Raw genomic sequence first — 19,197 nt, 5'->3', positions numbered from 1 at the left:
TCAGCAAATACGGGGTAGGGGGTCGCCGACGAGCATGTCGACGATTCGGCTGCCGCCGAACGAGGTCCGCAGGGCGACAATGCCTTGCGGCTCGGCGAGCAACTCACCGATCACAGCGGCATTCTGGCCGAGCGGATGCGCCTGCAACGCGGCGAGCGCCGCGGCGGTTTCTTCAGCCGGAACAACGGCGATGAACTTGCCTTCGTTGGCGACGTAGAGCGGATCGATCCCCAGCATGTCGCACGCGCCGAGGACCTGCGGTTGCACCGGCAGTGTGTTCTCGTCGAGAACGACTGCGATGCCGGCAGTTTGGGCCAGTTCGTTGGCGACGGTGCCGACGCCGCCGCGCGTCGCGTCTCGCATCCAGCGCGTCGAGGGTGCTGCTGCGAGCATTGCCTCGACCAATCCGTTGAGCGGTGCCGTGTCGGAGACGATGTCGGCCTCGATCGCTAGTTCGCCGCGAGCCAGCATCACTGCCATGCCGTGTTCACCGATCGTGCCCGACACGATGACTCTGTCACCGGGCCTGACCGACAACGGTGACAACGATCGGCCCGCGGGCACGAGACCCATTCCGGCAGTGGATATGTAGACGCCGTCCGCGGCGCCCTTGCCGACGACCTTGGTGTCGCCGGTGATGATCTGGACCCCGGCCGCCGCCGCAGAATCGCGCATGTCGTCGACGATCTGCCGCAGGCGCCCTATATCGAAGCCTTCCTCGATCACGAATGCCGCCGAAAGCCATTGCGGGACAGCGCCGGACACCGCGAGGTCGTTGACGGTTCCGTGCACGGCAAGATTTCCGATCGAGCCGCCGGGAAATTCGATCGGTTGCACGACGTAGGAATCGGTCGAGAACGCCATGCGCTCACCCGAAGGCAGCGGGACGACAGCGGCGTCCCCGAGTTGCTCGAGCTCGGGATTGCGGAACGCCTCGAGGAACACAGAATCGATCAACGCCGCGGACGACTTTCCGCCGGCGCCGTGGGCAAGGGTCACGACCGTGTCCAGTAGCCGGGGTCGGCGTTTGCGGAACTTGTCGATTCGCTCGAGGACCCGGCCTTCGCGATCGGCGGTACTCGTCATCGATGCGCCCCTGTCATGGTGTTCGATCCATTTGCTTCGGCTTTGGCTCGAGTGAGTTCGTTCATTCGTTCCTGCATTGCCAGCCACAGGCGGTAGCCCACGACCGCGTGGCTTTCCTGGATCCGGTGGATGCTCTGCGACCGGATGGTGAAACAGAAGTCGAGGTCTTCGGTTTCCGCCATTCGACCGCCGTCGTGTCCGGCGAAGCCGATCGTGAGCAGTCCGCGTTTTTTGGCTTCGGCGAGTGCTGTCAGCAGGTCGTCCGAGTTGCCGGAGGTGGACAGCGCGATCGCGATGTCCCGTTCCTTCGCGTGCGCGATGATTTGTCGTTTGAAGATCAGGTCGAAACCCACGTCGTTGCCGAGAGCGGTGACCACCGACGTGTCTGCTGCCAGCGACCAGGCGGCGACCGGCCTGCCGAGCGCGGGCCGGCTGAACAGTGAGGCCAGCGTTGCCGCATCGGTCGAGCTGCCCCCGTTACCGAGGGTGTACAGGCGCCCGCCGGCGGCGAACCGCTCCGCCATCTTTCGTCCGGCTTCGCGAACGTCGGACCCCCACTCGTCCAGCGAAACGCGTTGCAGCCGTGCGCTTTCGCCCGCTTTCCCGCGCGCGGAAGAAGCGAGGTCGGTGAGCAGCGCAGTCGCGTCCTTTTCCTCGGCGTCGATGAACGGGTAGAGGAAGTTCGTGTTCTCGGTCATGGCCGAGCCTCCGCGCCGGTCGCGATGCGCGTTATCGCGGAACCGCCGTGCAGGAGGATCAGGTCGTCGACGGCGACATCGCCCAGCACGGTGACGTCGGCCAATTCCTCACCGTTCGAGGTCCTGACCAAGGCGCGATCGAACGCGGTCTCGGGCGGCAGTATCACTTCGGCGAGCCGGCCCTCGTCGCTGCATGTCACGCAGACGTCGTCGGTGCACTCGGTCTCGATCGCGGTCATCAGCCCGGGATGTTCGAAGCACACGTGGGTGAGCTCCCACAGCAGGTGATACATCAGCACGAACCGTCCGGTAGCCGGAACCATCGGATCGTCGGATTTCACCCAGAGCGTGTGCGTTGCACTGCCCGCCGCGGGCCGGTCGCCGTAACCGATCCAGATCGTGTCCACGCCCCAGGCCGGTGCGCGGCGCATCGCATCGATCACCTGCAAGTTGTCCGCGGAAGCGACTGCGATGACGACGTCGCCCGGCCGGGTCGCGACTCTGCATTGCGCGACGGGGTCGGGTTCCACCAATGCGACAGACGGTAGGGCGCGTTTACCCATGATCACGGGATGGACGAATTCGACGGCAATGTGGTGGGCGTGGGGTTCCCACTGGGGTGAGATGGTCCAGAGCGTCGCGCCTGCGTTGAATCTTCGGGCCAGGGCCAGCGCGGCTGTGGCGAGATCGGCTGCGAGTTCCTCGTCGATGAGTTCGAGTTCGACGTCTGCGCTGGCTGTCATGGCGATCTTCCTATCCTCGCGATGTCATCGCGATGCCGAGCACGGCTTGGCCGAGGCACAGTCCACCGTCGTTCGACGGCACGGTGTTGTGCGTCAGTACTTCGAATCCGCTGTTCTCCAGCGCGGTCTGCAGTAGGCCCGAGAGCAACCGGTTTCCGAACACCCCGCCCGTCAGTCCGATGGTCGGGATGTTGCGTTCGCGGGCCGATCGGGTCGCAAGCTCGGCAGTCGCCGTAGCGAGGGCATGATGGAAGCCGAGCGCCAGTTCCGCGGCGTCGGCACCCGCGCGGATTGCGGTGAGCAGGCCGTCGAGCATGGGAGCGAAGTCGAGGACGTCGCTTGCCACAGCGATGTCGAGTGGGATCGGTCGGGCGGCGGACCGCGCGAGTGCCTCGAGCTCGATCGCTGCCTGCGCCTCGTAGGAGGCGCGTTGGCACACACCCAAGAGTGCGGAGACGCCGTCGAACAGCCGTCCGACACTGGTCGTGCGGGCGCAGCCCGTACCTGTGCGCAACTGCGAGTCGACGAGTGCACGCTCAGTGTCGTCGAGTGCGCGGCTGCATGCCAGTTCTGCGGTTGCCGGGATCCCGGCTTCGGCCAGGAGTGCGAGCGCGACCCGCGCGGGCGTTCGTACAGCCACGTCCCCACCCGGAAGCCAGAACGAGCGCAGATGCCCGGCGCGCTGCGCGTCGAGAATGTTCGGTCCGACTGCGAGGAATTCTCCTCCCCATACCGTGCGATCGCAGCCGTAACCGGTGCCGTCGAAGGCGACGCCGAGCACCGCCGTCCTGGTCCGGCCGTGTTCGGCCAGCAGGGATGCGATGTGCGCGTGGTGATGCTGGACCGTTCGCAGCGGCACGTCGAGGGCGTCGCTGTAGCGCTGCGCCCAGTGCCGCGTCGAGTAGCCAGGATGGTCGTCGGCCACGACCAACTCCGGCGTCACGGCGTGCATGGCAGTCATCTGCTCGACTGATCTCTCGAACGCGCGCTGACTCTCCAGCGAACCCATGTCGCCCAGGTGCGCCGAGCAGAATGCATAGTCCTGGCGGGTCAGGCAGAACGTGTTCTTGACCTCGGCACCCACCGCCAGCACGACCGGACCCGGGGCGGGTAGCGCCACGGGTAAGGGCGCGAATCCGCGAGATCGGCGGATCGGCACGACGCGACCCCGCGACGTGGTCAGTACCGAGTCCTCGCACGGGACGGCGATCGGTCGATCGTGCAGAAGGAAAGCGTCAGCGATATCGGACAGCCGGTGCAGGGCATCGTCGTTGTCGAAACACAGCGGCTCGTCGGTGCGGTTGCCCGATGTCATCACCAGCAGCGGGGGTGTATCAGGCCCGAACAGCAAGTGGTGCAGCGCGGTGTAGGGGAGTAGGACGCCCAGTTCATCGAGGTGCGGGGCTACCTCGGGTGCGACGAAAGCCTTTGGCCTGCTTGGCAGTAGGACGATGGGGCGCGCGGGCGAGGTCAGCAGGTCGGCCGCCACGTCATCGACCCGGCAGATAGTGTCCACAGTCCGCAGGTCTCGGGCGAGGACGGCGAAAGGCTTGTGCTGCCGACGCTTTCGATCTCGCAATCGCGCCACTGCGGCGGAGGATGTCGCATCACAGACAAGATGGAAGCCGCCGAGTCCCTTCACTGCGACCGTGCGTCCCGCGGCGAGCTCGTCCTGAACGGATCGAAGCACGTCGGCGTCGCCGGTGACCGATGTCCCGTCTTTGCGGAAGCTGATCCGCGGTCCGCAGTCGTGGCACGAGATCGGCTGCGCGTGATACCGGCGATCGGCGGGGTCGTCGTATTCGAGCCGGCAACGCGCGCACATTGGGAAGATCGCCATAGTCGTCGCGGGTCGGTCGTAGGGCAGGTCTGTGATGACCGTGAACCGCGGTCCGCAGTTGGTGCAGTTGACGAACGGGTGGCGGTAGCGGCGGTCTGCCGGATCCGTGAATTCCAGCAGACAGTCAGTACACGTTGCGACGTCCGGCGGGATCAGCGTGCGTGCGTTGCCGAGGTGCCTGCTGTCGACAATCCTGAACCCGCGATCGCCACGGGGTGTAATCGAATCGATCTGTATGTCGACGATCACCGACAGCGGTGGTGCTTCGTTCCGCAGTCGTCGACACATCGAATCGACAGCAGAACGGGGACCTTCGACCTCTATGAAGACGCTGGAATCGTCGTTCCCGCAGTGGCCGCTCAATTCCAGGGCGGCAGCGAGGCGTGCGACGAACGGGCGAAACCCGACACCCTGCACAATCCCACGGACGATTATTCGACGGCGGTCGACCTTGTTGCCGACGACGAGTGCTGGATCCAACTGCGCTGTCATACGCGAGTCCACATCGTTCGAGTCGCCTCGCCGATGGGGCTGAGTCGGCGAAAGCCTCGAACTCGATCTTGCTCCTGTCGACCGAAAGCTGCAAGGGCGCCGGCGTGCCCTACGCTCGGCGTCCCGCCGTGGATTTCCCCCGTGCCGGCCGATTGTTCGGATACGCAAAGTCGAGTAATCCGATGGCTGCCGACACATAGTTTTGCGGGGTGTGTCGCGCATTACGTGACCCGCGTCTCGTCAATCATTTTGTATTGGCTTTGTATTGCATTGTGATCGTATTGAGATGCAACTGCGTTTACCGAAGGAGTCGCGCGTTCTACACCTGTTTGTGACCCGAATTACAGGCGGCTTCTGCTAACGAATGCAATTGATCTTGTAAACGTGCTGGTAAGAGGGCATAAATGATCCGAGAATTCGTCTTTGAATTGGCATCTAAAAGTCCGGATTCACGGCCCGAATCCGCTCGACTATCACGGTCCTATTACAGAAACTATGTTGGTTAGTAGTACGGTCATTTCATGTTTGAAACCGTTTCGTTACCCAGTCGAATTCGTGCAACTGCCGACAACACGCTTGGAAATCGCGCAAGCCGCAGGCGGGCAGGTCGCGTAATTGCAGCGACCGTCGTCGCAGGCGCACTTCTTGGCGCATCGTCTGCCGGCGCGATGCCGATCGGTGCCGCAGAGCATGAGGGGGACGCACCGGTTGTCGACACGCAGGTGCTGCGTAACGATCGCGCCGAGTGGGCCGCGTGGAAGATCGAGCAGGTCGCCGAGGCCACACGTAAGGCGATCGAGGCAGAGGCCATGCGCCCGCACACCGTTTCGCCGGCCATCGCGATCTTGACGTCGGGCTTCGGTGAACGCTGGGGCTCGTTGCACGCAGGTATAGACCTCGCGGGCCCGATCGGAACGCCTATCGGCGCCGTCATGGACGGAACCGTCATAGAAGCTGGACCTGCCTCCGGCTTCGGCCTGTGGGTCCGTGTCCAGCACGCGGACGGCACGATCTCCGTCTACGGACACGTCAACGACATTCTCTCGACTGTCGGCCAGCATGTGCGTGCAGGCGATGTCATTGCGACCATCGGTAACCGCGGTCAGTCGACCGGGCCGCACCTCCATTTGGAGATCTGGCTGCCGGGCGGTCAGAAAATCGATCCGCTGGGATGGTTGGCCGAGCACGGCGTCATGCTCGGACCCGTCGACGCGGCCCACTGATAGGGGCCCGGCATGTTCGAACTCGGAGAACTCGAAACCGAAGTAATGGACAGATTGTGGGCGGCGGACACCATGTTGTCGGTCCACGATCTCGTCGAACGCCTGAGTGAGTCCCGGCGGCTGGCATACACAACCGTCTTGACAGTGGTCACGCACCTGCACGAAAAAGGCTGGGTCGAGCGCGAGAAGCGCCAGCGTGCGTACTTCTATCAGCCGACGAGGGGTCGTGCTGAAGCTGTATCGAACGCAATTCGCGAGATCCTCGACCAGAGCAATTGCTCGATCGTCGCGCTGGAGCATCTGGCCGGCACGCTGTCACGCGAGGAATTCGACGCGGTGCAGCGTGGCTGGGAATCGCGTTCGGCGCAGGTCCCGGGCTCGCTCGGCTAGTCGGAACTTCTGCCCGCAAGTAGTAACTCGGCGAGTGTGGATTCGGTCGCGACACCGTCGTCGTAATCGCCCTCGCCGTTGAGCGAATTCATGATCGCCAGCGTGTAGCGCTGACCGGGACCCGCGAAGCCCACGCTGTTGATGACCCAGCCGGTGTCTTCCTCGGACCAGCCGTCCTTGTTTCCGGGTTGGGCCTCGGGCCCAGCGCCCCAGACGCCCCACTGTTGATTCCAGTCGACCTGTTGCATTTCGCCGATGACGAACGTCCGGTGTTCGGCGTCCATCGACGTCAGGACGTATTGCATCAGTTGGTCGAGATCGTTGGGCGTGCACTTCTGGAAGCCCCAGTAGGGGTAGAAGTCCTCGAAGCCGGGTTGTGGTTCCAGGCCGGTCATGCCCAGCAGCGAGAAGTCGTTGTTGTAGGCGAAGTGATCGTCACCGGCATAGCGGAACCACAGGGCGTCGGCGGCATCGTTGTCGGAGGAATGCAGCATCTGCTGCATCAGATCCAGATCAGAACTACTCAGCGTGATCTCGCCCTCGCTCGACCGTTTGAACAGCGCGGCGACCATCGCGAGCTTGATCGTGGATGCCGTCCAGACCTGGTCGGCCGCACGCTCGTTGCGGTAGACCCCGCCCGTTCGGCGATCACGCAGTACGTAACCGACGGTGCCAGGCCGCGTTTCGAGGTACTCGTTCGCCGCGGCGATTCTTTGCTGCATGTCGCAGTCCAGCCCGGATGCCGCTGCCGCGCACAGTGCCGCGGTTGGCGTGGGAAGCGACAGGGTGGTGGTTGCCGACGAGGTCGACGTTGCAGGCGGCTGAGTGGTCGAGATGTCATCGCGCGTCGTCGGCACTGTCGAGGAGGGTGCAGGCGTGGACGAATTGGCCGCGCGGTCCGAATCGGTCGGAATCGTGCAGCTGGTTGCGAACAACGCAGCGCACGCGGCTATCGCCGCGCAAAGCAGCCAACGATGTGGGGGACGAGCCTGCATAATCGTCGAGTTTTGCACGATCCAAAGCCAGTTGCGTATCGGCACGCTGATCTCTATTGTCGACTTCCATGAAGCGCGTGCTCGTAGTACACCGCCGCAGCGGGGTCTGATTCGGACCGACCCCTCGCTGCGGGTCGTGTGCTACCCCTTCGGTCCTTCCTTCGCTTCGGAAGACCACTTCGATGCAAACAATTTCGCGTATCACTGATTGCCGTCCCTCGATCAGCTCGTCCACCTCGGACCCATTCACCGCGCGCTTCGGCTGCGGCATGCCGCGGGGGCTACGCGCGCAGGCCCAGGGGATGTCGTGGACGGACTTCGTCGATCGCTACAGCCCCAGCCCCAGCTCAGGCGGGCTTCGCCTCGGTTCGTGGTCGATGACCGAAGGCCGCGCGGGCCTGCACGACTACGACGCAATACTCGAATTCGACGGCCGGACGCGCGCGTTTCGCACGTCCGGTCCCGGTCCGATCGGTGCCCTGACCGCTGTTCTGCACGAAGCCGGACGCAGCATCGAGATTCTGTCCTTCCATCAGCAGCCGGTTACCGAAGGCACCGCGACCTTCGTGCATTGCGAGCACGACGGCCGGCGGCACTGGGCGATGGCCATCTCGGACCGCCCGACCGACTCCGCGCTCCGTGCCGTGATCGCCGCCGCGAATATCCTCACCGACCGCTAGCTACCGCCAGACTCCGACGATCGCGCCGATCAACAGGAGCTTCAACAGCCAGTCGCCGCCGTGGAGTGCTGCCAGCTTCCACGGCGTCTTCTCCCACAGGATCGCGCCGGTCCACAGCACGAGCGGGAAACCGGCGAACAATGCGAGGGCGAGCAGCAGGGACGATCCGACGTTGTCGACTCCAATCTCGTTCGCGATTCCTGCGAAGACGAGCGCGACGACGAACTCCCGCACCAGTTCGACGAGCATCTTCCACACCGGCGGTCGCGTTTCCGCTGCTGCGGCGCTGACGGTCTGCAGTTGCGCGGCAAAAATGCTGTAGAACACCGACGCCGCGACGAACCCGGCGAGTGCCGAGACCGCGACCGCCCAATAGTTGATACCGCTCATCGTGGCTCTGCCCTTCGCTCGTTTATTGATCTTTCGGGGAACGTCGTAGCCGCCGGACCGGTCTCGACATATGAGGGGATTGGCAGTCCGGTGCCAGGGTTCGCCCAGGCTTCGCACGTTGACTGAGGTCAGCACGTGCTCAGCGTGTGCACCGTCCGACATGTGAAGGAATGATCGACATGGACATCAAACCCGACAGGGACATCCAAGCTCGGCCCCGACGCGCACGTCGTCTCCTGGCACGACTTGCGGTCACCGGCGCGTTGGTCGCCGTTCCGGTGGCGGCCTTCGCCGCTCCGGCGCTCGCGGACACGACGTCGAGCGTCGTCGCGGTCGACCGGAACTGGCAGGGCCAGGGTGACGACCATCGGGACAACGGCAATCGCGGTGACCAGTGGCGAGACGGCAATCACCGCGACGGCGACTGGAACCAGGGCGATTGGAACCAGGGCGATTGGCAGCAGAACGGCTATCCGAATCCGCCTGCGCCCCAGGTCGCGGACCCGTTCGGAGGACTTTCAGGCTTCCTGAACGGTTTGCTGCCCAGCGGCAGCGGCTAGGCCACACCGAGATACCGCAGGCCGGCGGCGGTCGCTGCCGCGGCGATGACGACGAGGGCGAAGGGTGCCTTGCGCCATGCGAGTACGCCACCGACAGCGACGCCGACCGGCCTGGCGACTCCCGCGAGATCGTGCCCCTCGAACAGGGCTGACGTCACGGCGAGGCTGAGGAGCATGACGACCGCCGCAGTCGCCAGGATCATTTCGAATTGCGGAGAGAGCTGAATCCGGGCACGTAGAACGGGCCCGGCGAACCGAGCGGCGTAGGTGCCGACTGCCAAGGCACAGGTGGCGACAACGAGCGTCGTCGTGGAGATCATGCCGTTGCCGGCTTCGAGCGACGCGGTCGAACGACAAGGAGAACGCCGGCGAGGGACAGCAGTATCGGCAGGCCGGCCGGCGCGAACGACGCAGCGGCGACAGCGACGACGGAACCGGCCAGCGCGGCGTTGCGAGTATGCCGATCGCGCAACGCCGGCAACACCAGAGCAAGCAGGACGGCCGGAAATGCTGCGTCCAAACCGAGGGTGTCGGTGTCTTCGATTGCGGTGCCGCCGAAAGCACCCGCGAGCACTCCTACGTTCCACGTGAAGAACAGCCCGACACCGCAAGCCCAGTAGGCCTTGCGGCGGCGTCCGGCGTCTTTCTCCGCAAGTGCGAAGGCAACCGCTTCGTCGATCATCAAGTGACTGCCGATGATTCGCCGTGGCCAGGATGTGCCGATCGAAGGTCCGACCGCCATGCCGAAAGGGATGTGGCGTGCGTTGACGACCACGCCGGCCAGCACGGCAGCGATCGGGCTACCACCTGCGGCAATGATGCCCACGAACAGGAACTGGGCCGCGCCGGCGAAGACCAGCACGGACAGCAACATCGGGAGCCAGATCGGCAGGCCGGCGCCAACGGTGATGGCGCCGAACGAGATTCCCACCAGTCCGCTCGCGAAGCAGACCAGCGCGACATTGCGGGTGAGGTCACGATCCTTCGGTGCAGACTCCATGACAGCGATGCTTGTCAGGGCGTGTGCGGCCGGTCAAGCCGATTTAGGTTGATTTCATCCGTTGCTTATATAAGCAACGCCTGATATGCTTTCCCTCGTGCACGCATTCGACGTCCTGGGGGATCCGGTGAGACGCCGGATTCTCGAGCTGCTCGCAGAAGGTGAACTGACTTCGGGCGCAATCTGCGCTGTGGTGCGGGACGAGTTCGGGATCAGTCAACCGGCCGTCTCACAGCACCTGAAGGTGTTGCGAGAGAACGGTTTCGCCACTGTCAGGCGCGATGGTGCGCGACGGCTCTACGCCGTCGACGCCGGCCCCCTGCGTGACGTCGATCAGTGGTTGGACGGGTTCCGCAGATTCTGGGCACCCCGTCTGGCGGCGCTGGAGACCGAGCTCGCGCGTGGTAAGCGAGAGCGCCGGCTGCAACAAGAAGAAGACCGAAACCGAGGAGATTCGTGATGACCGACGTAACCGACCAGATCAATTCCGTCCGACGCGTGGTCGGCAGCCGAACGCTCGAGTCGGGCGAAGCGCGCGTGACCAAGATCAGTCAGTCCTACAATTCCGCGATCGACGATGTCTGGGACGCATGTACCAATGCCGAGCGGATTCCGAGGTGGTTCCTTCCGGTTACCGGCGAGTTGCGAATCGGCGGTCGGTATCAGTTGGAAGGCAACGCGGGCGGCACGGTGCAGACCTGTAATCCGCCGGAAAGCTTCACTGCTACTTGGGAATACGGTGGCGATACGAGCTGGATCGAGCTGCGGCTCGTATCCGAGGGTGCGGAGCGGACGCGATTCGAACTCGAACACATCGCGCATGTCGACGACGAGAGATGGACGCAGTACGGGCCCGGCGCGGTGGGGATCGGCTGGGAATTGAGCGTGCGCGGGCTGGCCATGCACCTGGCTTCCGGTGCTGCCGTCGACCCCGCGGCATTCGAGCAGTGGTCGATGAGCCCCGAAGGAATCGAGTTCATAACGGCGAGCGGTGTGGGTTGGAGTGACGCCGATATCGCTTCCGGAACCGATCCTGAGCATGCGCGGACGGTCGGGAACCGGACCATCGCCTTCTACACCGGCGCCGAGAACGACCAAGAGGTGTCTGAGACTCGCTGACCCAGGAAAATAATCAGCAATCGCCACGGCGGGGTGGGCTTGTGCGATAGTTTGTCGGCTATCTGCGACCGACCGCGAGGGGGCACAATGCAAAAAGCAGACCGCGGCCGTACGCGGTGGCGACAGGCGTTGATGCTCTTCATTCCAGCAATTCTGGGCGTACTCGCGCTGACCGTAATGACCATTCAGGGCGTACTTCCACTGCACCTCGCGATTTCCGGTCAGCAATTCAAGCTCACCTCGAACGGCGCCGCTGCGATTGCGCCGCAAGGGCTTTCCGCATATCCGAGCTCGATCAAAATGAAAGACGGTTCGCAGGCGCCTGTCTTGATGGCCGGCCTGCCGGAGGCGGAGCTCACGGAGGGAATGTGTATTTCCCTCGTGCTGACGTTGCCGATCGTCGGAACAAACACGCTGCAGATCAGTAGCAGCGGAAATACGACGGTCAAAGACATGGAGGCCGCGGCCGACAAGATGTATATCCGTGGCGCGTCGCTCAGTGCGTCGACGAACAACGGCGAAGCTCCGGCTACCGACGCGGCCAACGTCGACGCACCGGTGTTGATCAACAAGGACGCTTCCGAACTCAACGACCTGTCCGGCGGGCCTTCGGGAGCCCTCGGGCTCGAGGTGCCGGGGCTCGTCAAGATGGGTGAGTTGCGCGCCTCCGCGAGCGGCGCGACCATCTCGGGAACAGCGCAGCTGAACGGAATCGGGATTCCGAAGATCGGTCACGGCAGTGGCACCGAAAACGGCGAGTGCTACTGAGGTGACAGAGTGAAGAAATTGCTGACGCGTTTCCGCGAGTTCCGCTGGACCAGGCCTTTCTGGGGCGGGCTTTTCATGATCGTCGGCGGCGCAATTATCGGCTGGCTACCGCTTGGCCCGATAACTGAAATCGTTCATCTCGGTATCGGCGGAATCGGCGGCTACCTTTGCAGCCTGCTGCTCATGGCAATGGGTCTGACCGTCTGGTTTCGGTCGGATCTGCGACGGGCTGCGGGCGTCGTCGCCGTGCTCGTCTCGCTCGTCTCGTTTCCCGTGTCGAATCTCGGCGGATTCGTCGTCGGGATGATGCTCGGAATCGCCGGTGGCTGCATGGCCTTCGGCTGGCGGCCGGCCGACATCGAAACACCTGCTCCACGCACGCTGGAAGGATCCACCAAATGAAACTCTCAGTCCCGCGCCTGGCCAGCGGCATCGGCGAAGCGGTGGCCGATCGCGCGCGCGCCTCCCGCGAGCGAGCCACCGCCTCCGTCCATTCCTGGAGCGATCATCTGCTCGAGGAATCCGAAGGCAAAGCCAAGGCTGGGACTCGGTGGGGCCGAGGGTCGCTGGTCTTGATCCCGACCGGTGCGGCGGTTGTCGCGATCGGCACCGCGATCAGCCAAGGTGCGCTCGCCGCGAACTTCAACGTTGCCAATCAGCCGATCGATCTGCACATCAACAAGGTCACGGCCCAGGGCCTCGGGATCGTGATGGCCTCGGCGAGCGTGAAGGACGACCAGGGCAACAGCACGCCCAAGGGCATTCTGCACGCGGCGCTCGGCAGCGGTGAGATCGACGGAATCTGCATGATCGCCAAGCAGTCCCTGATGGGCGTGACGTACTCGGTGGTCCTCTCCGTGCCGGAAGGCGAGCAGAAGGCAACCGGAGCGAACGTGCAGTTCGACGTCGAGGGTCTGGTCGCCCATGACGTGGCGCTGACAAATGCTCTGCTCGGCAAATCCGCGGACGAGATCTCGTTGAACGGGCAGTCGCTCGGTGGCCAGCCCGGTGGCTTCGGCCTCGACGCGACGAACGGCACCGCCGTGCTCAACGACGTCTCCGGTAGTGCCTACGGCGCGAGCATCCTCGGCTCCCTCGAGGCGCCGGTGTTCGAAGCGTCGATCCAGGCGGGGGAGGTCACGAGTTGCTGAGCGCCCACGACACCGAGCAAAGCGACGCGGAGCAGAGCGAAACGGAGTCGGCGCCGGCGAAGAAACTCCCGACCGTCGCTGCCATCGTCGCGCTGGCGAAGCCGCGAGTCGCCCTGGCCAGGGCATGGTTTCGCGGCTTCCGCCGGACCCGGCCGTTCTGGGGCGGCCTCTGGATGATTCTCGGCGGCTGGTTCATCCTGCGGATGTCGATGGTCGAACTGCAGATCATGATGTCTGCCGGTTTGACCGGGTTCGGCGGCTGGCTGTCCGGTGGCGGGCTGATCCTCTGCGGTGTTGCCGCGTGGCTTGCGCCGAGTCAGCGCTTCTTCGCAGGACTCATCGGGCTTCTGCTCGCGGTCGCCTCGTTCGTTATCTCCAATCTGGGCGGCTTCTTCATCGGCATGTTCTTCGGGATCATCGGCAGCGCCATGACGCTGAGCTGGGGTGCGACGAAAGCTCGTCGGCGCGGATTGCGCAAGACGGCGAAGGCGAAGCAAGCCGAGGCCGGGGCGGCGAAGGAACCGAGCGAGTCGACCGCATGATCGGTGAGAAGACATCGAGGTGCGGCAGCGTTCGGCGAAAAGCCACGATCCTCGCAACCGCATCGGTAATCGCGGTCTCCGCGTACGGCCCGGCCAACCTTGCGTCCGGCCTCGGCTTCAAAGAGGCTCCCGCGGACCCGCCCGCATCGATCGGTTATGTGCCGAGCTCGGTTCCGGTCCGGATCGAAGCTCCGACGGCCCGCGTGTACGGACTACAGAAAATCGCAGTCAACCAGGTGCTGCAGCTTGCGGACGGGAGCTTCTCGCCGCCGAGTGTGTACCTGCGCGTGAACCGAATCGACCTCGACGACACGATCATCAGCCACACGGTCGGCGGTCATCGCTTCGCAATCACGAATCCGAACAAGGGTGATCCGGCGCAGGCTGCTATTGCAGGCAACGACCAGGGGTCGATCGTCGAGATGTGGCTTTCCGTCGAGGGTTTCGACCTCTGCGTCACGCCGGACACGTTCTATGCGGTCGCGGTGGGGTACGCGGGAGTTTTCGGCGGCAGATTGAATTCGGTCCTTGCGACGATCGCGCAGATATTCGCGCAGTTCCAGGGCACTCCGCTTGCTGACTTTGGACCGTGTCTCCCGTTGAAGACACTGCTGCCGCTGCTCGAGGTCTTCATCGATGCCGGGGTCCCGCTGCCTGCGATGCTGCCGGCCGAGAACCTCGACGTCTATGCGTACACGATCAAGGTGACGACCGAACCCGGTCTGCCCTCGGTGACCGCCCCGCTGGCGGGCGTGGCGGTGACCCAGTGACCGACCGAGAATCAGCGACTCAGCCGTCGGAATCCGTCGAATACCGGACCCGCTGGGGCCGAGCTTCGATCGCGATAGGCACCGCGTTCCTGCTCGTGTTCGGCATGGCCTACAGCATGGCGACAGGAGCGTTCGGCTCGACATACGTCGCAACGACAAGCCGAGGGCAGTTGGCCGCCGATGGCTTGACCACGGACCACGTCGCAGCAATCGTGCGAAAGGTGCCGGTCAAGAACGTCGACGGCAGCATCTACGACGAGTACGTCGCCTCTTTCCTGATCGGAACCGGCCAAGCGAACGGGATCTGCCTGACCGAGAAAGCGTCGCTGCTCGGTCAGACGGTGACGTTGTTGATCGAGGCGGGCGACGACGATCCGTCGACCGATGAGATCCAGGTCAACGGGCTGGTGCTGAATGTGTTCGACGCGAATGCATTCCTGCAGGCTCAGGGGAACACCTACGTCAACAAGAATCCGCTCGACATCGTGATCGACGGCGCACCGACTGCGCCGGGTTCCGGGACCTCGGAGTTCGGGCTCGAGGCGCAGGGCGTTGTCCTGCAACGTGCGACTGCCACTGTTCAGGACGGCGAGTTGGTCGAAGTACCACCGGGCATCAGCCTCAAGGCCCAGATGCTCATGGGCGACTACGAATGTCCGCCGCCGGGCTGAAGTGCGTGACGCTTCCCTTCCAGAAACCTTCGCTCGGAAGCATTTTCGGCAAGTGTGATCGCCTCGTCGTACTCGGCAGCGGCTTCGGGAATGCGGTCCAGGCGTGCCAAGAACTCGGCTCTCGCGGCGTGGAGCACCTGGTAGCGCGGTAGTTCCAGTGCGTCGACGATGGCGAGTGCGGCTTCGGGGCCGTCGACCTCACCGACCGCTATCGCGCGGTTCAGCGCCACGACCGGCGACCGATCGACCGCAGCGAGTTGGTCGTACAGCGCGAGGATCTGGCGCCAGTCCGTCTGCGCCCCGGTCGGGGCATCACTGTGCACGGCGTTGATCGCCGCTTGGATCTGGTATTGCCCTGGTCGATTGCGGCGCAAGCACTCTCGGACGAGTGCCTGCCCCTCCGCGATCAGGTCGGCGTCCCACAGTCGACGGTCCTGCTCGGCGAGTGTGATCAGGTCGCCGTCCGCGTTCGTGCGGCTATCGCGTCGGGACTCGATGATCAGCAAGAGAGCTAACAGCCCGGTGACCTCCGGCTCGTCCGGCATCAGGGTTGCGAACGCACGACCGAGTCGGATTGCTTCGCCACACAACTCGGCGCGGACCAAGCGATCACCGCTGCTCGCCGTGTAGCCCTCGTTGAAGATCAGGTACACGACCGCCAGCACCGAACGCATGCGGTCCGGGAGGTCGGCGTCGCGGGGGATCCGGTAGGGAATCTTCGCCGCCTTGATCTTGGCTTTGGCGCGAACGAGTCGCTGTGCGACCGTCGTCTCCGGCACCAGGAACGCGCGGGCGATCTCGGTCGTGGTGAGCCCGCCGAGCAACCGTAAGGTAAGCGCCACTTGGGCATTCACCGAGAGCGCCGGGTGGCAGCAGGTGAACATCAGGCGTAACCGTTCGTCGCGCACCGGTCCCTCCTCGGTCGATTCGTTGGCCCCATACAACCCAGGCCCATACAACCCAGGCCCATACAACCCAGGCCCATACAACGCGGCGGCTTCGGCCTGCCGGTCTGTTCGCGTTGCTTCACGACGTAGTTTGTCGATCGCACGATTGCGTGCGGTCGTGATGATCCAGCCGGCCGGACTCGGCGGGAGGCCGGTCGTCGGCCATCGTTCGACGGCGACGGTGAATGCGTCCTGGACGGCGTCTTCAGCGGTGTCGATGTCTTTGAAGACGCCGACCAGAACGGCCACTGCCCGTCCGTGTTCGGCGCGGAAGATGCGTGCGATGTCGGCCTCGGTAACGGGCACGGTCGATCAGGCGCCCTGGAAGGGACGCACCTCGATCGGCAACGGAATCGTTTCTGCGAGCCTTCGTCCCCAGTCGAGGGCGGCATCCAGATCGTCGGCATCGATGATCGTGAAGCCGCCGAGAAATTCCTTGCCCTCTGCGAAGGGGCCGTCTGTCATGAGTACGTCGTTGCCGTTCGGGCGCAGGACGGTCGCGGTGTTCGGTGGGTGCAGTGCGCCCGCGAAGACCCACACGCCCGCCGCCTTCATCTCGGCGTTGAGCGCGTCCAGGCGCGCGCCGATCTGCTCCAGTTCGTCGGCGGGCGGAATCGGCCCTGCCGGCTGAACGACACTGAGTAGGTACTGAGCCATGGTGACTCCTTCGTGGGAATGCCGTACCGGCTGTCTGCCGGTCTCACCCTCTATACGAATGAGTCAACGGTAGATCGACAGTTCACCCGTGATGCCGTCATCGAAAGATGCCGGGTACCGAAAGCGCACGAACCAGGTCGTCGGGCTGGCCCAATGTCGCGATCGCGACGCGAATCATCGCTGACCGGGCGCGGGCAGTGAGGTCGGCATCGGGATTCTCGGTAGCGGCGATGCGATAGACGATGAACTCGCAGGCGTTGAGCAGAGTATCGAGATCGAGTGGATCGGGAACCGGTCGCCCGAGTTCGACCATCCGCGCGACGGCGAGTGTGCGGACCTGATCGAGTGCGCGTTCCCGGTGGACCGATACGGGGGAGGCGGGGTCGTACAGCTCACTGAACAGTGGGCGCAGCGCCGGACCGAAGTGGTCGGCCCACTCGAGGTAGGAATCGATAACGGCGATGGCCATGGCGACGTCGTCGTCAGCTTCGCCGATTGCGCCGACGATGCCTCTGACGAGTGCTTGGTCGGTGCGGTCGAGGAAAACGTTGAGCGGCTCGTCGGCATTGCTGAAGTACCGGTAGAAGGTGGGGCGGGCTATGCCTGCGCGCTCGAGGATCAGCGCGACGCTCATGCCGTGCGACCCGTGTTCGGCGAAAACCTCGGCCGTAGCCGCGACGATGCTCTCGCGGACACGCTCGGCGTCCTCTGCCGATTGTGGCGGTCGGCCACGCTTGGGCTGGCTCTTGACTTCCATCACACCTCCGTGTTTAAACTAACACTAGTGTTAGGTGAACAGCAATGTTCATTAAATGCAGTTCGATCACAAGATCTCGAGAGGCACGAACGTGACCAGCACAGTTGATTCGACCAGCGCAGTGAGTACAGAAACGTCGGTTGCCGAGCTTTCGCAGGTCGCCAGCGGCGGCTTGCGCGTGGAGCTCGTAGAGCGACTCATCGCACGCGCAGTCGCAGGCGGCGCATCGGCGGTCGAGGTTTTCGCTCCCGCGACAGGCGTCAAGTTCGCAGATCTCCCGCAGTCGTCGGTCGCCGACGTCGAAGACGCGTTCGCAACTGCTCGCGCAGCTCAGCAGGAATGGGCGGCTCGCCCGGTCGCCGAGCGTGCCGCGGTTTTCCGTCGCTTCCACGACCTTGTACTCGCTGAGCAGAGCCAGATTCTCGACATCGTGCAGACCGAGACCGGTAAGGCCCGCTCGCATGCATTCGACGAGGTCGGCGACGTGGCGGTCAACGCGCGGTACTACGCCAAAGTCGCGAAGTCGCTGCTCGCCTCGCGCCGCCGCAACGGCGTCATCCCGGGCCTGACCCAGGTGAGCGAGGAGCGCCTGCCCAAGGGCGTCGTGGCCGTGATCTCCCCGTGGAACTACCCGTTGGCACTGTCGGCCTCCGACGCACTGCCCGCGATCATCGCCGGCAATGCCGTCATCTCACGACCCGACAACCAGACCGCGCTGACCACACTGTGGGCCAACGAGGTTGCCGAGCGGGCAGGTTTGCCCCGCGGTGTGTGGCAGGTCGTTCTCGGTCGTGGCGCATCCGTCGGGACAGAGCTCATCTCGCGTGCCGACTACGTCGACTACACCGGGTCGACAGCGACCGGTCGCAAGGTTGCGTCGCAGGCTGCCGAACGCCTGATCGGCTACTCGCTCGAACTCGGCGGAAAGAACCCGTTGCTCGTGCTCGACGACGCCGACATCGCCAAGTCGGCCAAGGGTGCTGTCCGCGCTGCGTTCAGCTCGGCGGGTCAGTTGTGTGAGTCGATGGAACGCATCTATGTCCACACAGACATCTACGACGAATGGGTTGCTGCGTTCGTCGCCGAGGTCGAGAAGATGAAACTCGGCGCGGACCTCGCCTTCAACAGCGACATGGGCTCGCTGACCTTCGATCGCCAGCTGACGACCGTCAGCGCGCACGTCGAGGAAGCCCGTGCCAAGGGTGCGACAGTTCTCGCGGGCGGCAAGGCGCGACCCGATCTCGGACCCTACTTCTACGAGCCGACGGTGCTGGCCGACGTCACGCCAGGCATGGCCGTGTACCGCGACGAAACCTTCGGACCCGTCGTATCCGTGTACCGCGCCACCAGCGATGACGATGCGGTGGCGCAGGCCAACGACACGAGCTACGGACTCAACGCGAGCGTCTGGACGCGCAACGTCGGCCGTGGCCGCGCAGTTGCGGCGCGCTTGCGTTCGGGCGCAGTGAACATCAACGAGGGTTTCATCGCGGCTTGGGGCAGCGTGGATGCGCCGTCGGGCGGTCTCGGTGATTCCGGCACGGGTCGCAGGCACGGCGCGGACGGCATCCTGAAGTACACCGATTCGCAGACGATCGCCGTCCAGCGGCTGCTTCCGATCGCGCCGCTTCCCGGTATGTCGGACGAGACCTGGGCCGCGACCATGACTCTGGCTTTTCGGGCCATGCGCCTGGTCGGCCTCAAGTAATCTCCCAAAC

General features: G+C 64.3%; 25 protein-coding genes. 13 read left to right on the top strand and 12 right to left on the bottom strand.

The genetic code is table 11. From position 1 onward, the window contains the following. Genes hypE through hypF form a run of 4 tightly spaced genes read right to left on the bottom strand, consistent with a single transcriptional unit; the run spans position 1 to position 4,859 of the window. On the bottom strand, positions 1-1,086 hold the full coding sequence (gene hypE / locus JGU72_RS27645) for a hydrogenase expression/formation protein HypE (RefSeq protein ID WP_199687500.1): 1,086 nt from the start codon (positions 1,084-1,086) through the stop codon (positions 1-3). After that, positions 1,083-1,784, bottom strand: a complete 702-nt coding sequence (locus JGU72_RS27640) for a D-sedoheptulose-7-phosphate isomerase (RefSeq protein WP_199687499.1) — start codon at positions 1,782-1,784, stop codon at positions 1,083-1,085. Before JGU72_RS27640 ends, hypE begins: the two co-directional genes overlap by 4 nt. After that, positions 1,781-2,527 (bottom strand): phosphoheptose isomerase family protein, encoded by a 747-nt coding sequence (locus tag JGU72_RS27635; RefSeq protein ID WP_199687498.1) that lies wholly within the window; start codon positions 2,525-2,527, stop codon positions 1,781-1,783. The genes JGU72_RS27640 and JGU72_RS27635 overlap by 4 nt, the downstream gene beginning before the upstream one ends. A gap of 10 nt (positions 2,528-2,537) precedes the next feature. Next, a complete protein-coding gene (gene hypF / locus JGU72_RS27630; protein WP_199687497.1) occupies positions 2,538-4,859 on the bottom strand; it encodes a carbamoyltransferase HypF in 2,322 nt (773 codons plus the stop codon). A 521-nt stretch (positions 4,860-5,380) separates the two neighbouring features. On the opposite strand from hypF, the gene JGU72_RS27625 reads away from it, so the two are divergent. Together JGU72_RS27625 and JGU72_RS27620 are read left to right on the top strand one after the other, a co-directional pair. Further along, on the top strand, positions 5,381-6,082 hold the full coding sequence (locus JGU72_RS27625) for a M23 family metallopeptidase (protein ID WP_199687496.1): 702 nt from the start codon (positions 5,381-5,383) through the stop codon (positions 6,080-6,082). Between the two features lie 12 nt (positions 6,083-6,094). Then, the gene (locus tag JGU72_RS27620) at positions 6,095-6,472 is read left to right on the top strand and encodes a BlaI/MecI/CopY family transcriptional regulator (RefSeq protein WP_199687495.1); all 378 of its coding nucleotides are present in this window, start codon (positions 6,095-6,097) and stop codon (positions 6,470-6,472) included. Here the strand turns inward: JGU72_RS27620 and JGU72_RS27615 are convergent. Together JGU72_RS27615 and JGU72_RS27610 are read right to left on the bottom strand one after the other, a co-directional pair. Next, positions 6,469-7,194 carry a serine hydrolase gene (locus JGU72_RS27615; RefSeq protein WP_199687494.1) on the bottom strand — a complete coding sequence of 242 codons (726 nt, stop codon included), beginning with the start codon at positions 7,192-7,194 and terminating at the stop codon, positions 6,469-6,471. The two genes, JGU72_RS27620 and JGU72_RS27615, sit on opposite strands and share 4 nt — an antisense overlap. A 115-nt stretch (positions 7,195-7,309) precedes the next feature. Further along, on the bottom strand, positions 7,310-7,738 hold the full coding sequence (locus JGU72_RS27610) for a hypothetical protein (RefSeq protein ID WP_199687571.1): 429 nt from the start codon (positions 7,736-7,738) through the stop codon (positions 7,310-7,312). On the opposite strand from JGU72_RS27610, the gene JGU72_RS27605 reads away from it, so the two are divergent. Next, positions 7,737-8,147 (top strand): alpha-isopropylmalate synthase regulatory domain-containing protein, encoded by a 411-nt coding sequence (locus JGU72_RS27605; RefSeq protein ID WP_233533121.1) that lies wholly within the window; start codon positions 7,737-7,739, stop codon positions 8,145-8,147. The two genes, JGU72_RS27610 and JGU72_RS27605, sit on opposite strands and share 2 nt — an antisense overlap. Here JGU72_RS27605 and JGU72_RS27600 read toward each other — a convergent pair whose 3' ends face one another. Beyond that, on the bottom strand, positions 8,148-8,537 hold the full coding sequence (locus JGU72_RS27600; RefSeq protein ID WP_199687492.1) for a DUF1761 domain-containing protein: 390 nt from the start codon (positions 8,535-8,537) through the stop codon (positions 8,148-8,150). A gap of 179 nt (positions 8,538-8,716) precedes the next feature. Between JGU72_RS27600 and JGU72_RS27595 the strand changes: the two genes are divergently transcribed. Then, the gene (locus JGU72_RS27595) at positions 8,717-9,097 is read left to right on the top strand and encodes a hypothetical protein (RefSeq protein WP_199687491.1); all 381 of its coding nucleotides are present in this window, start codon (positions 8,717-8,719) and stop codon (positions 9,095-9,097) included. Here the strand turns inward: JGU72_RS27595 and JGU72_RS27590 are convergent. Both JGU72_RS27590 and JGU72_RS27585 read right to left on the bottom strand, forming a co-directional pair. Beyond that, the gene (locus JGU72_RS27590) at positions 9,094-9,417 is read right to left on the bottom strand and encodes an AzlD domain-containing protein (protein ID WP_199687490.1); all 324 of its coding nucleotides are present in this window, start codon (positions 9,415-9,417) and stop codon (positions 9,094-9,096) included. The two genes, JGU72_RS27595 and JGU72_RS27590, sit on opposite strands and share 4 nt — an antisense overlap. Further along, positions 9,414-10,097: an AzlC family ABC transporter permease gene (locus tag JGU72_RS27585; protein WP_199687489.1), complete on the bottom strand. Its 684-nt coding sequence runs from the start codon at positions 10,095-10,097 to the stop codon at positions 9,414-9,416. Before JGU72_RS27585 ends, JGU72_RS27590 begins: the two co-directional genes overlap by 4 nt. Positions 10,098-10,194: 97 nt before the next feature. Between JGU72_RS27585 and JGU72_RS27580 the strand changes: the two genes are divergently transcribed. The 8 genes from JGU72_RS27580 (at position 10,195) to JGU72_RS27545 (ending at position 15,118) form a co-directional block, all read left to right on the top strand. Beyond that, positions 10,195-10,557, top strand: coding sequence for an ArsR/SmtB family transcription factor (locus tag JGU72_RS27580; RefSeq protein ID WP_199687488.1), 363 nt, complete (start codon positions 10,195-10,197; stop codon positions 10,555-10,557). Then, positions 10,557-11,216, top strand: coding sequence for an SRPBCC family protein (locus JGU72_RS27575; protein WP_199687487.1), 660 nt, complete (start codon positions 10,557-10,559; stop codon positions 11,214-11,216). Before JGU72_RS27580 ends, JGU72_RS27575 begins: the two co-directional genes overlap by 1 nt. Before the next feature lie 87 nt (positions 11,217-11,303). Next, positions 11,304-11,984: a DUF6230 family protein gene (locus JGU72_RS27570; protein ID WP_199687486.1), complete on the top strand. Its 681-nt coding sequence runs from the start codon at positions 11,304-11,306 to the stop codon at positions 11,982-11,984. Positions 11,985-11,993: 9 nt separating this feature from the next. Then, positions 11,994-12,386, top strand: a complete 393-nt coding sequence (locus tag JGU72_RS27565) for a DUF6114 domain-containing protein (protein ID WP_307828628.1) — start codon at positions 11,994-11,996, stop codon at positions 12,384-12,386. Beyond that, complete coding sequence (locus JGU72_RS27560) at positions 12,383-13,135, top strand: DUF6230 family protein (protein ID WP_199687485.1); 753 nt, start codon at positions 12,383-12,385, stop codon at positions 13,133-13,135. Before JGU72_RS27565 ends, JGU72_RS27560 begins: the two co-directional genes overlap by 4 nt. Beyond that, positions 13,129-13,677 carry a DUF6114 domain-containing protein gene (locus JGU72_RS27555; RefSeq protein ID WP_199687484.1) on the top strand — a complete coding sequence of 183 codons (549 nt, stop codon included), beginning with the start codon at positions 13,129-13,131 and terminating at the stop codon, positions 13,675-13,677. Before JGU72_RS27560 ends, JGU72_RS27555 begins: the two co-directional genes overlap by 7 nt. Further along, positions 13,674-14,447 (top strand): hypothetical protein, encoded by a 774-nt coding sequence (locus tag JGU72_RS27550; RefSeq protein ID WP_199687483.1) that lies wholly within the window; start codon positions 13,674-13,676, stop codon positions 14,445-14,447. The genes JGU72_RS27555 and JGU72_RS27550 overlap by 4 nt, the downstream gene beginning before the upstream one ends. Beyond that, on the top strand, positions 14,444-15,118 hold the full coding sequence (locus JGU72_RS27545) for a hypothetical protein (RefSeq protein ID WP_199687482.1): 675 nt from the start codon (positions 14,444-14,446) through the stop codon (positions 15,116-15,118). The genes JGU72_RS27550 and JGU72_RS27545 overlap by 4 nt, the downstream gene beginning before the upstream one ends. Here the strand turns inward: JGU72_RS27545 and JGU72_RS27540 are convergent. From JGU72_RS27540 to JGU72_RS27530, 3 genes are all read right to left on the bottom strand, one after another. Next, positions 15,094-16,371 carry an RNA polymerase sigma factor gene (locus JGU72_RS27540; RefSeq protein ID WP_199687481.1) on the bottom strand — a complete coding sequence of 426 codons (1,278 nt, stop codon included), beginning with the start codon at positions 16,369-16,371 and terminating at the stop codon, positions 15,094-15,096. The genes JGU72_RS27545 and JGU72_RS27540 overlap by 25 nt on opposite strands. Before the next feature lie 6 nt (positions 16,372-16,377). Beyond that, positions 16,378-16,722: a YciI family protein gene (locus JGU72_RS27535; RefSeq protein WP_199687480.1), complete on the bottom strand. Its 345-nt coding sequence runs from the start codon at positions 16,720-16,722 to the stop codon at positions 16,378-16,380. A gap of 97 nt (positions 16,723-16,819) precedes the next feature. Beyond that, positions 16,820-17,479 carry a TetR/AcrR family transcriptional regulator gene (locus tag JGU72_RS27530; protein WP_199687479.1) on the bottom strand — a complete coding sequence of 220 codons (660 nt, stop codon included), beginning with the start codon at positions 17,477-17,479 and terminating at the stop codon, positions 16,820-16,822. Between the two features lie 172 nt (positions 17,480-17,651). Here JGU72_RS27530 and JGU72_RS27525 point away from each other — a divergent pair, with 172 nt between their 5' ends. Further along, the gene (locus tag JGU72_RS27525) at positions 17,652-19,187 is read left to right on the top strand and encodes a succinic semialdehyde dehydrogenase (protein WP_233533134.1); all 1,536 of its coding nucleotides are present in this window, start codon (positions 17,652-17,654) and stop codon (positions 19,185-19,187) included. Positions 19,188-19,197: the final 10 nt, after the last annotated feature.

It is taken from the genome of Antrihabitans auranticaus (genome assembly GCF_016481275.1).
In the GTDB taxonomy this organism is placed as follows: Bacteria; Actinomycetota; Actinomycetes; order Mycobacteriales; family Mycobacteriaceae; genus Antrihabitans.
Note: the sequence above shows the minus strand (reverse complement) of the source record. Positions and strands in the feature narration are given on the sequence as shown.

Excerpts from the sequence above, each read along its gene's own strand:
- JGU72_RS27530 (WP_199687479.1), bottom strand. The coding sequence starts at position 17,479 with ATGGAAGTCAAGAGCCAGCCCAAGCGTGGCCGACCGCCACAATCGGCA.
- JGU72_RS27640 (WP_199687499.1), bottom strand. The coding sequence starts at position 1,784 with ATGACCGAGAACACGAACTTCCTCTACCCGTTCATCGACGCCGAGGAA.
- JGU72_RS27620 (WP_199687495.1), top strand. The coding sequence starts at position 6,095 with ATGTTCGAACTCGGAGAACTCGAAACCGAAGTAATGGACAGATTGTGG.
- JGU72_RS27560 (WP_199687485.1), top strand. The coding sequence starts at position 12,383 with ATGAAACTCTCAGTCCCGCGCCTGGCCAGCGGCATCGGCGAAGCGGTG.
- JGU72_RS27625 (WP_199687496.1), top strand. The coding sequence starts at position 5,381 with ATGTTTGAAACCGTTTCGTTACCCAGTCGAATTCGTGCAACTGCCGAC.
- JGU72_RS27605 (WP_233533121.1), top strand. The coding sequence starts at position 7,737 with ATGCCGCGGGGGCTACGCGCGCAGGCCCAGGGGATGTCGTGGACGGAC.
- hypE (WP_199687500.1), bottom strand. The coding sequence starts at position 1,086 with ATGACGAGTACCGCCGATCGCGAAGGCCGGGTCCTCGAGCGAATCGAC.
- JGU72_RS27635 (WP_199687498.1), bottom strand. The coding sequence starts at position 2,527 with ATGACAGCCAGCGCAGACGTCGAACTCGAACTCATCGACGAGGAACTC.
- JGU72_RS27575 (WP_199687487.1), top strand. The coding sequence starts at position 10,557 with ATGACCGACGTAACCGACCAGATCAATTCCGTCCGACGCGTGGTCGGC.
- JGU72_RS27610 (WP_199687571.1), bottom strand. The coding sequence starts at position 7,738 with ATGCCGCAGCCGAAGCGCGCGGTGAATGGGTCCGAGGTGGACGAGCTG.
- JGU72_RS27590 (WP_199687490.1), bottom strand. The coding sequence starts at position 9,417 with ATGATCTCCACGACGACGCTCGTTGTCGCCACCTGTGCCTTGGCAGTC.
- JGU72_RS27550 (WP_199687483.1), top strand. The coding sequence starts at position 13,674 with ATGATCGGTGAGAAGACATCGAGGTGCGGCAGCGTTCGGCGAAAAGCC.
- JGU72_RS27595 (WP_199687491.1), top strand. The coding sequence starts at position 8,717 with ATGGACATCAAACCCGACAGGGACATCCAAGCTCGGCCCCGACGCGCA.
- JGU72_RS27615 (WP_199687494.1), bottom strand. The coding sequence starts at position 7,194 with ATGCAGCAAAGAATCGCCGCGGCGAACGAGTACCTCGAAACGCGGCCT.
- hypF (WP_199687497.1), bottom strand. The coding sequence starts at position 4,859 with ATGACAGCGCAGTTGGATCCAGCACTCGTCGTCGGCAACAAGGTCGAC.
- JGU72_RS27585 (WP_199687489.1), bottom strand. The coding sequence starts at position 10,097 with ATGGAGTCTGCACCGAAGGATCGTGACCTCACCCGCAATGTCGCGCTG.
- JGU72_RS27535 (WP_199687480.1), bottom strand. The coding sequence starts at position 16,722 with ATGGCTCAGTACCTACTCAGTGTCGTTCAGCCGGCAGGGCCGATTCCG.
- JGU72_RS27600 (WP_199687492.1), bottom strand. The coding sequence starts at position 8,537 with ATGAGCGGTATCAACTATTGGGCGGTCGCGGTCTCGGCACTCGCCGGG.
- JGU72_RS27570 (WP_199687486.1), top strand. The coding sequence starts at position 11,304 with ATGCAAAAAGCAGACCGCGGCCGTACGCGGTGGCGACAGGCGTTGATG.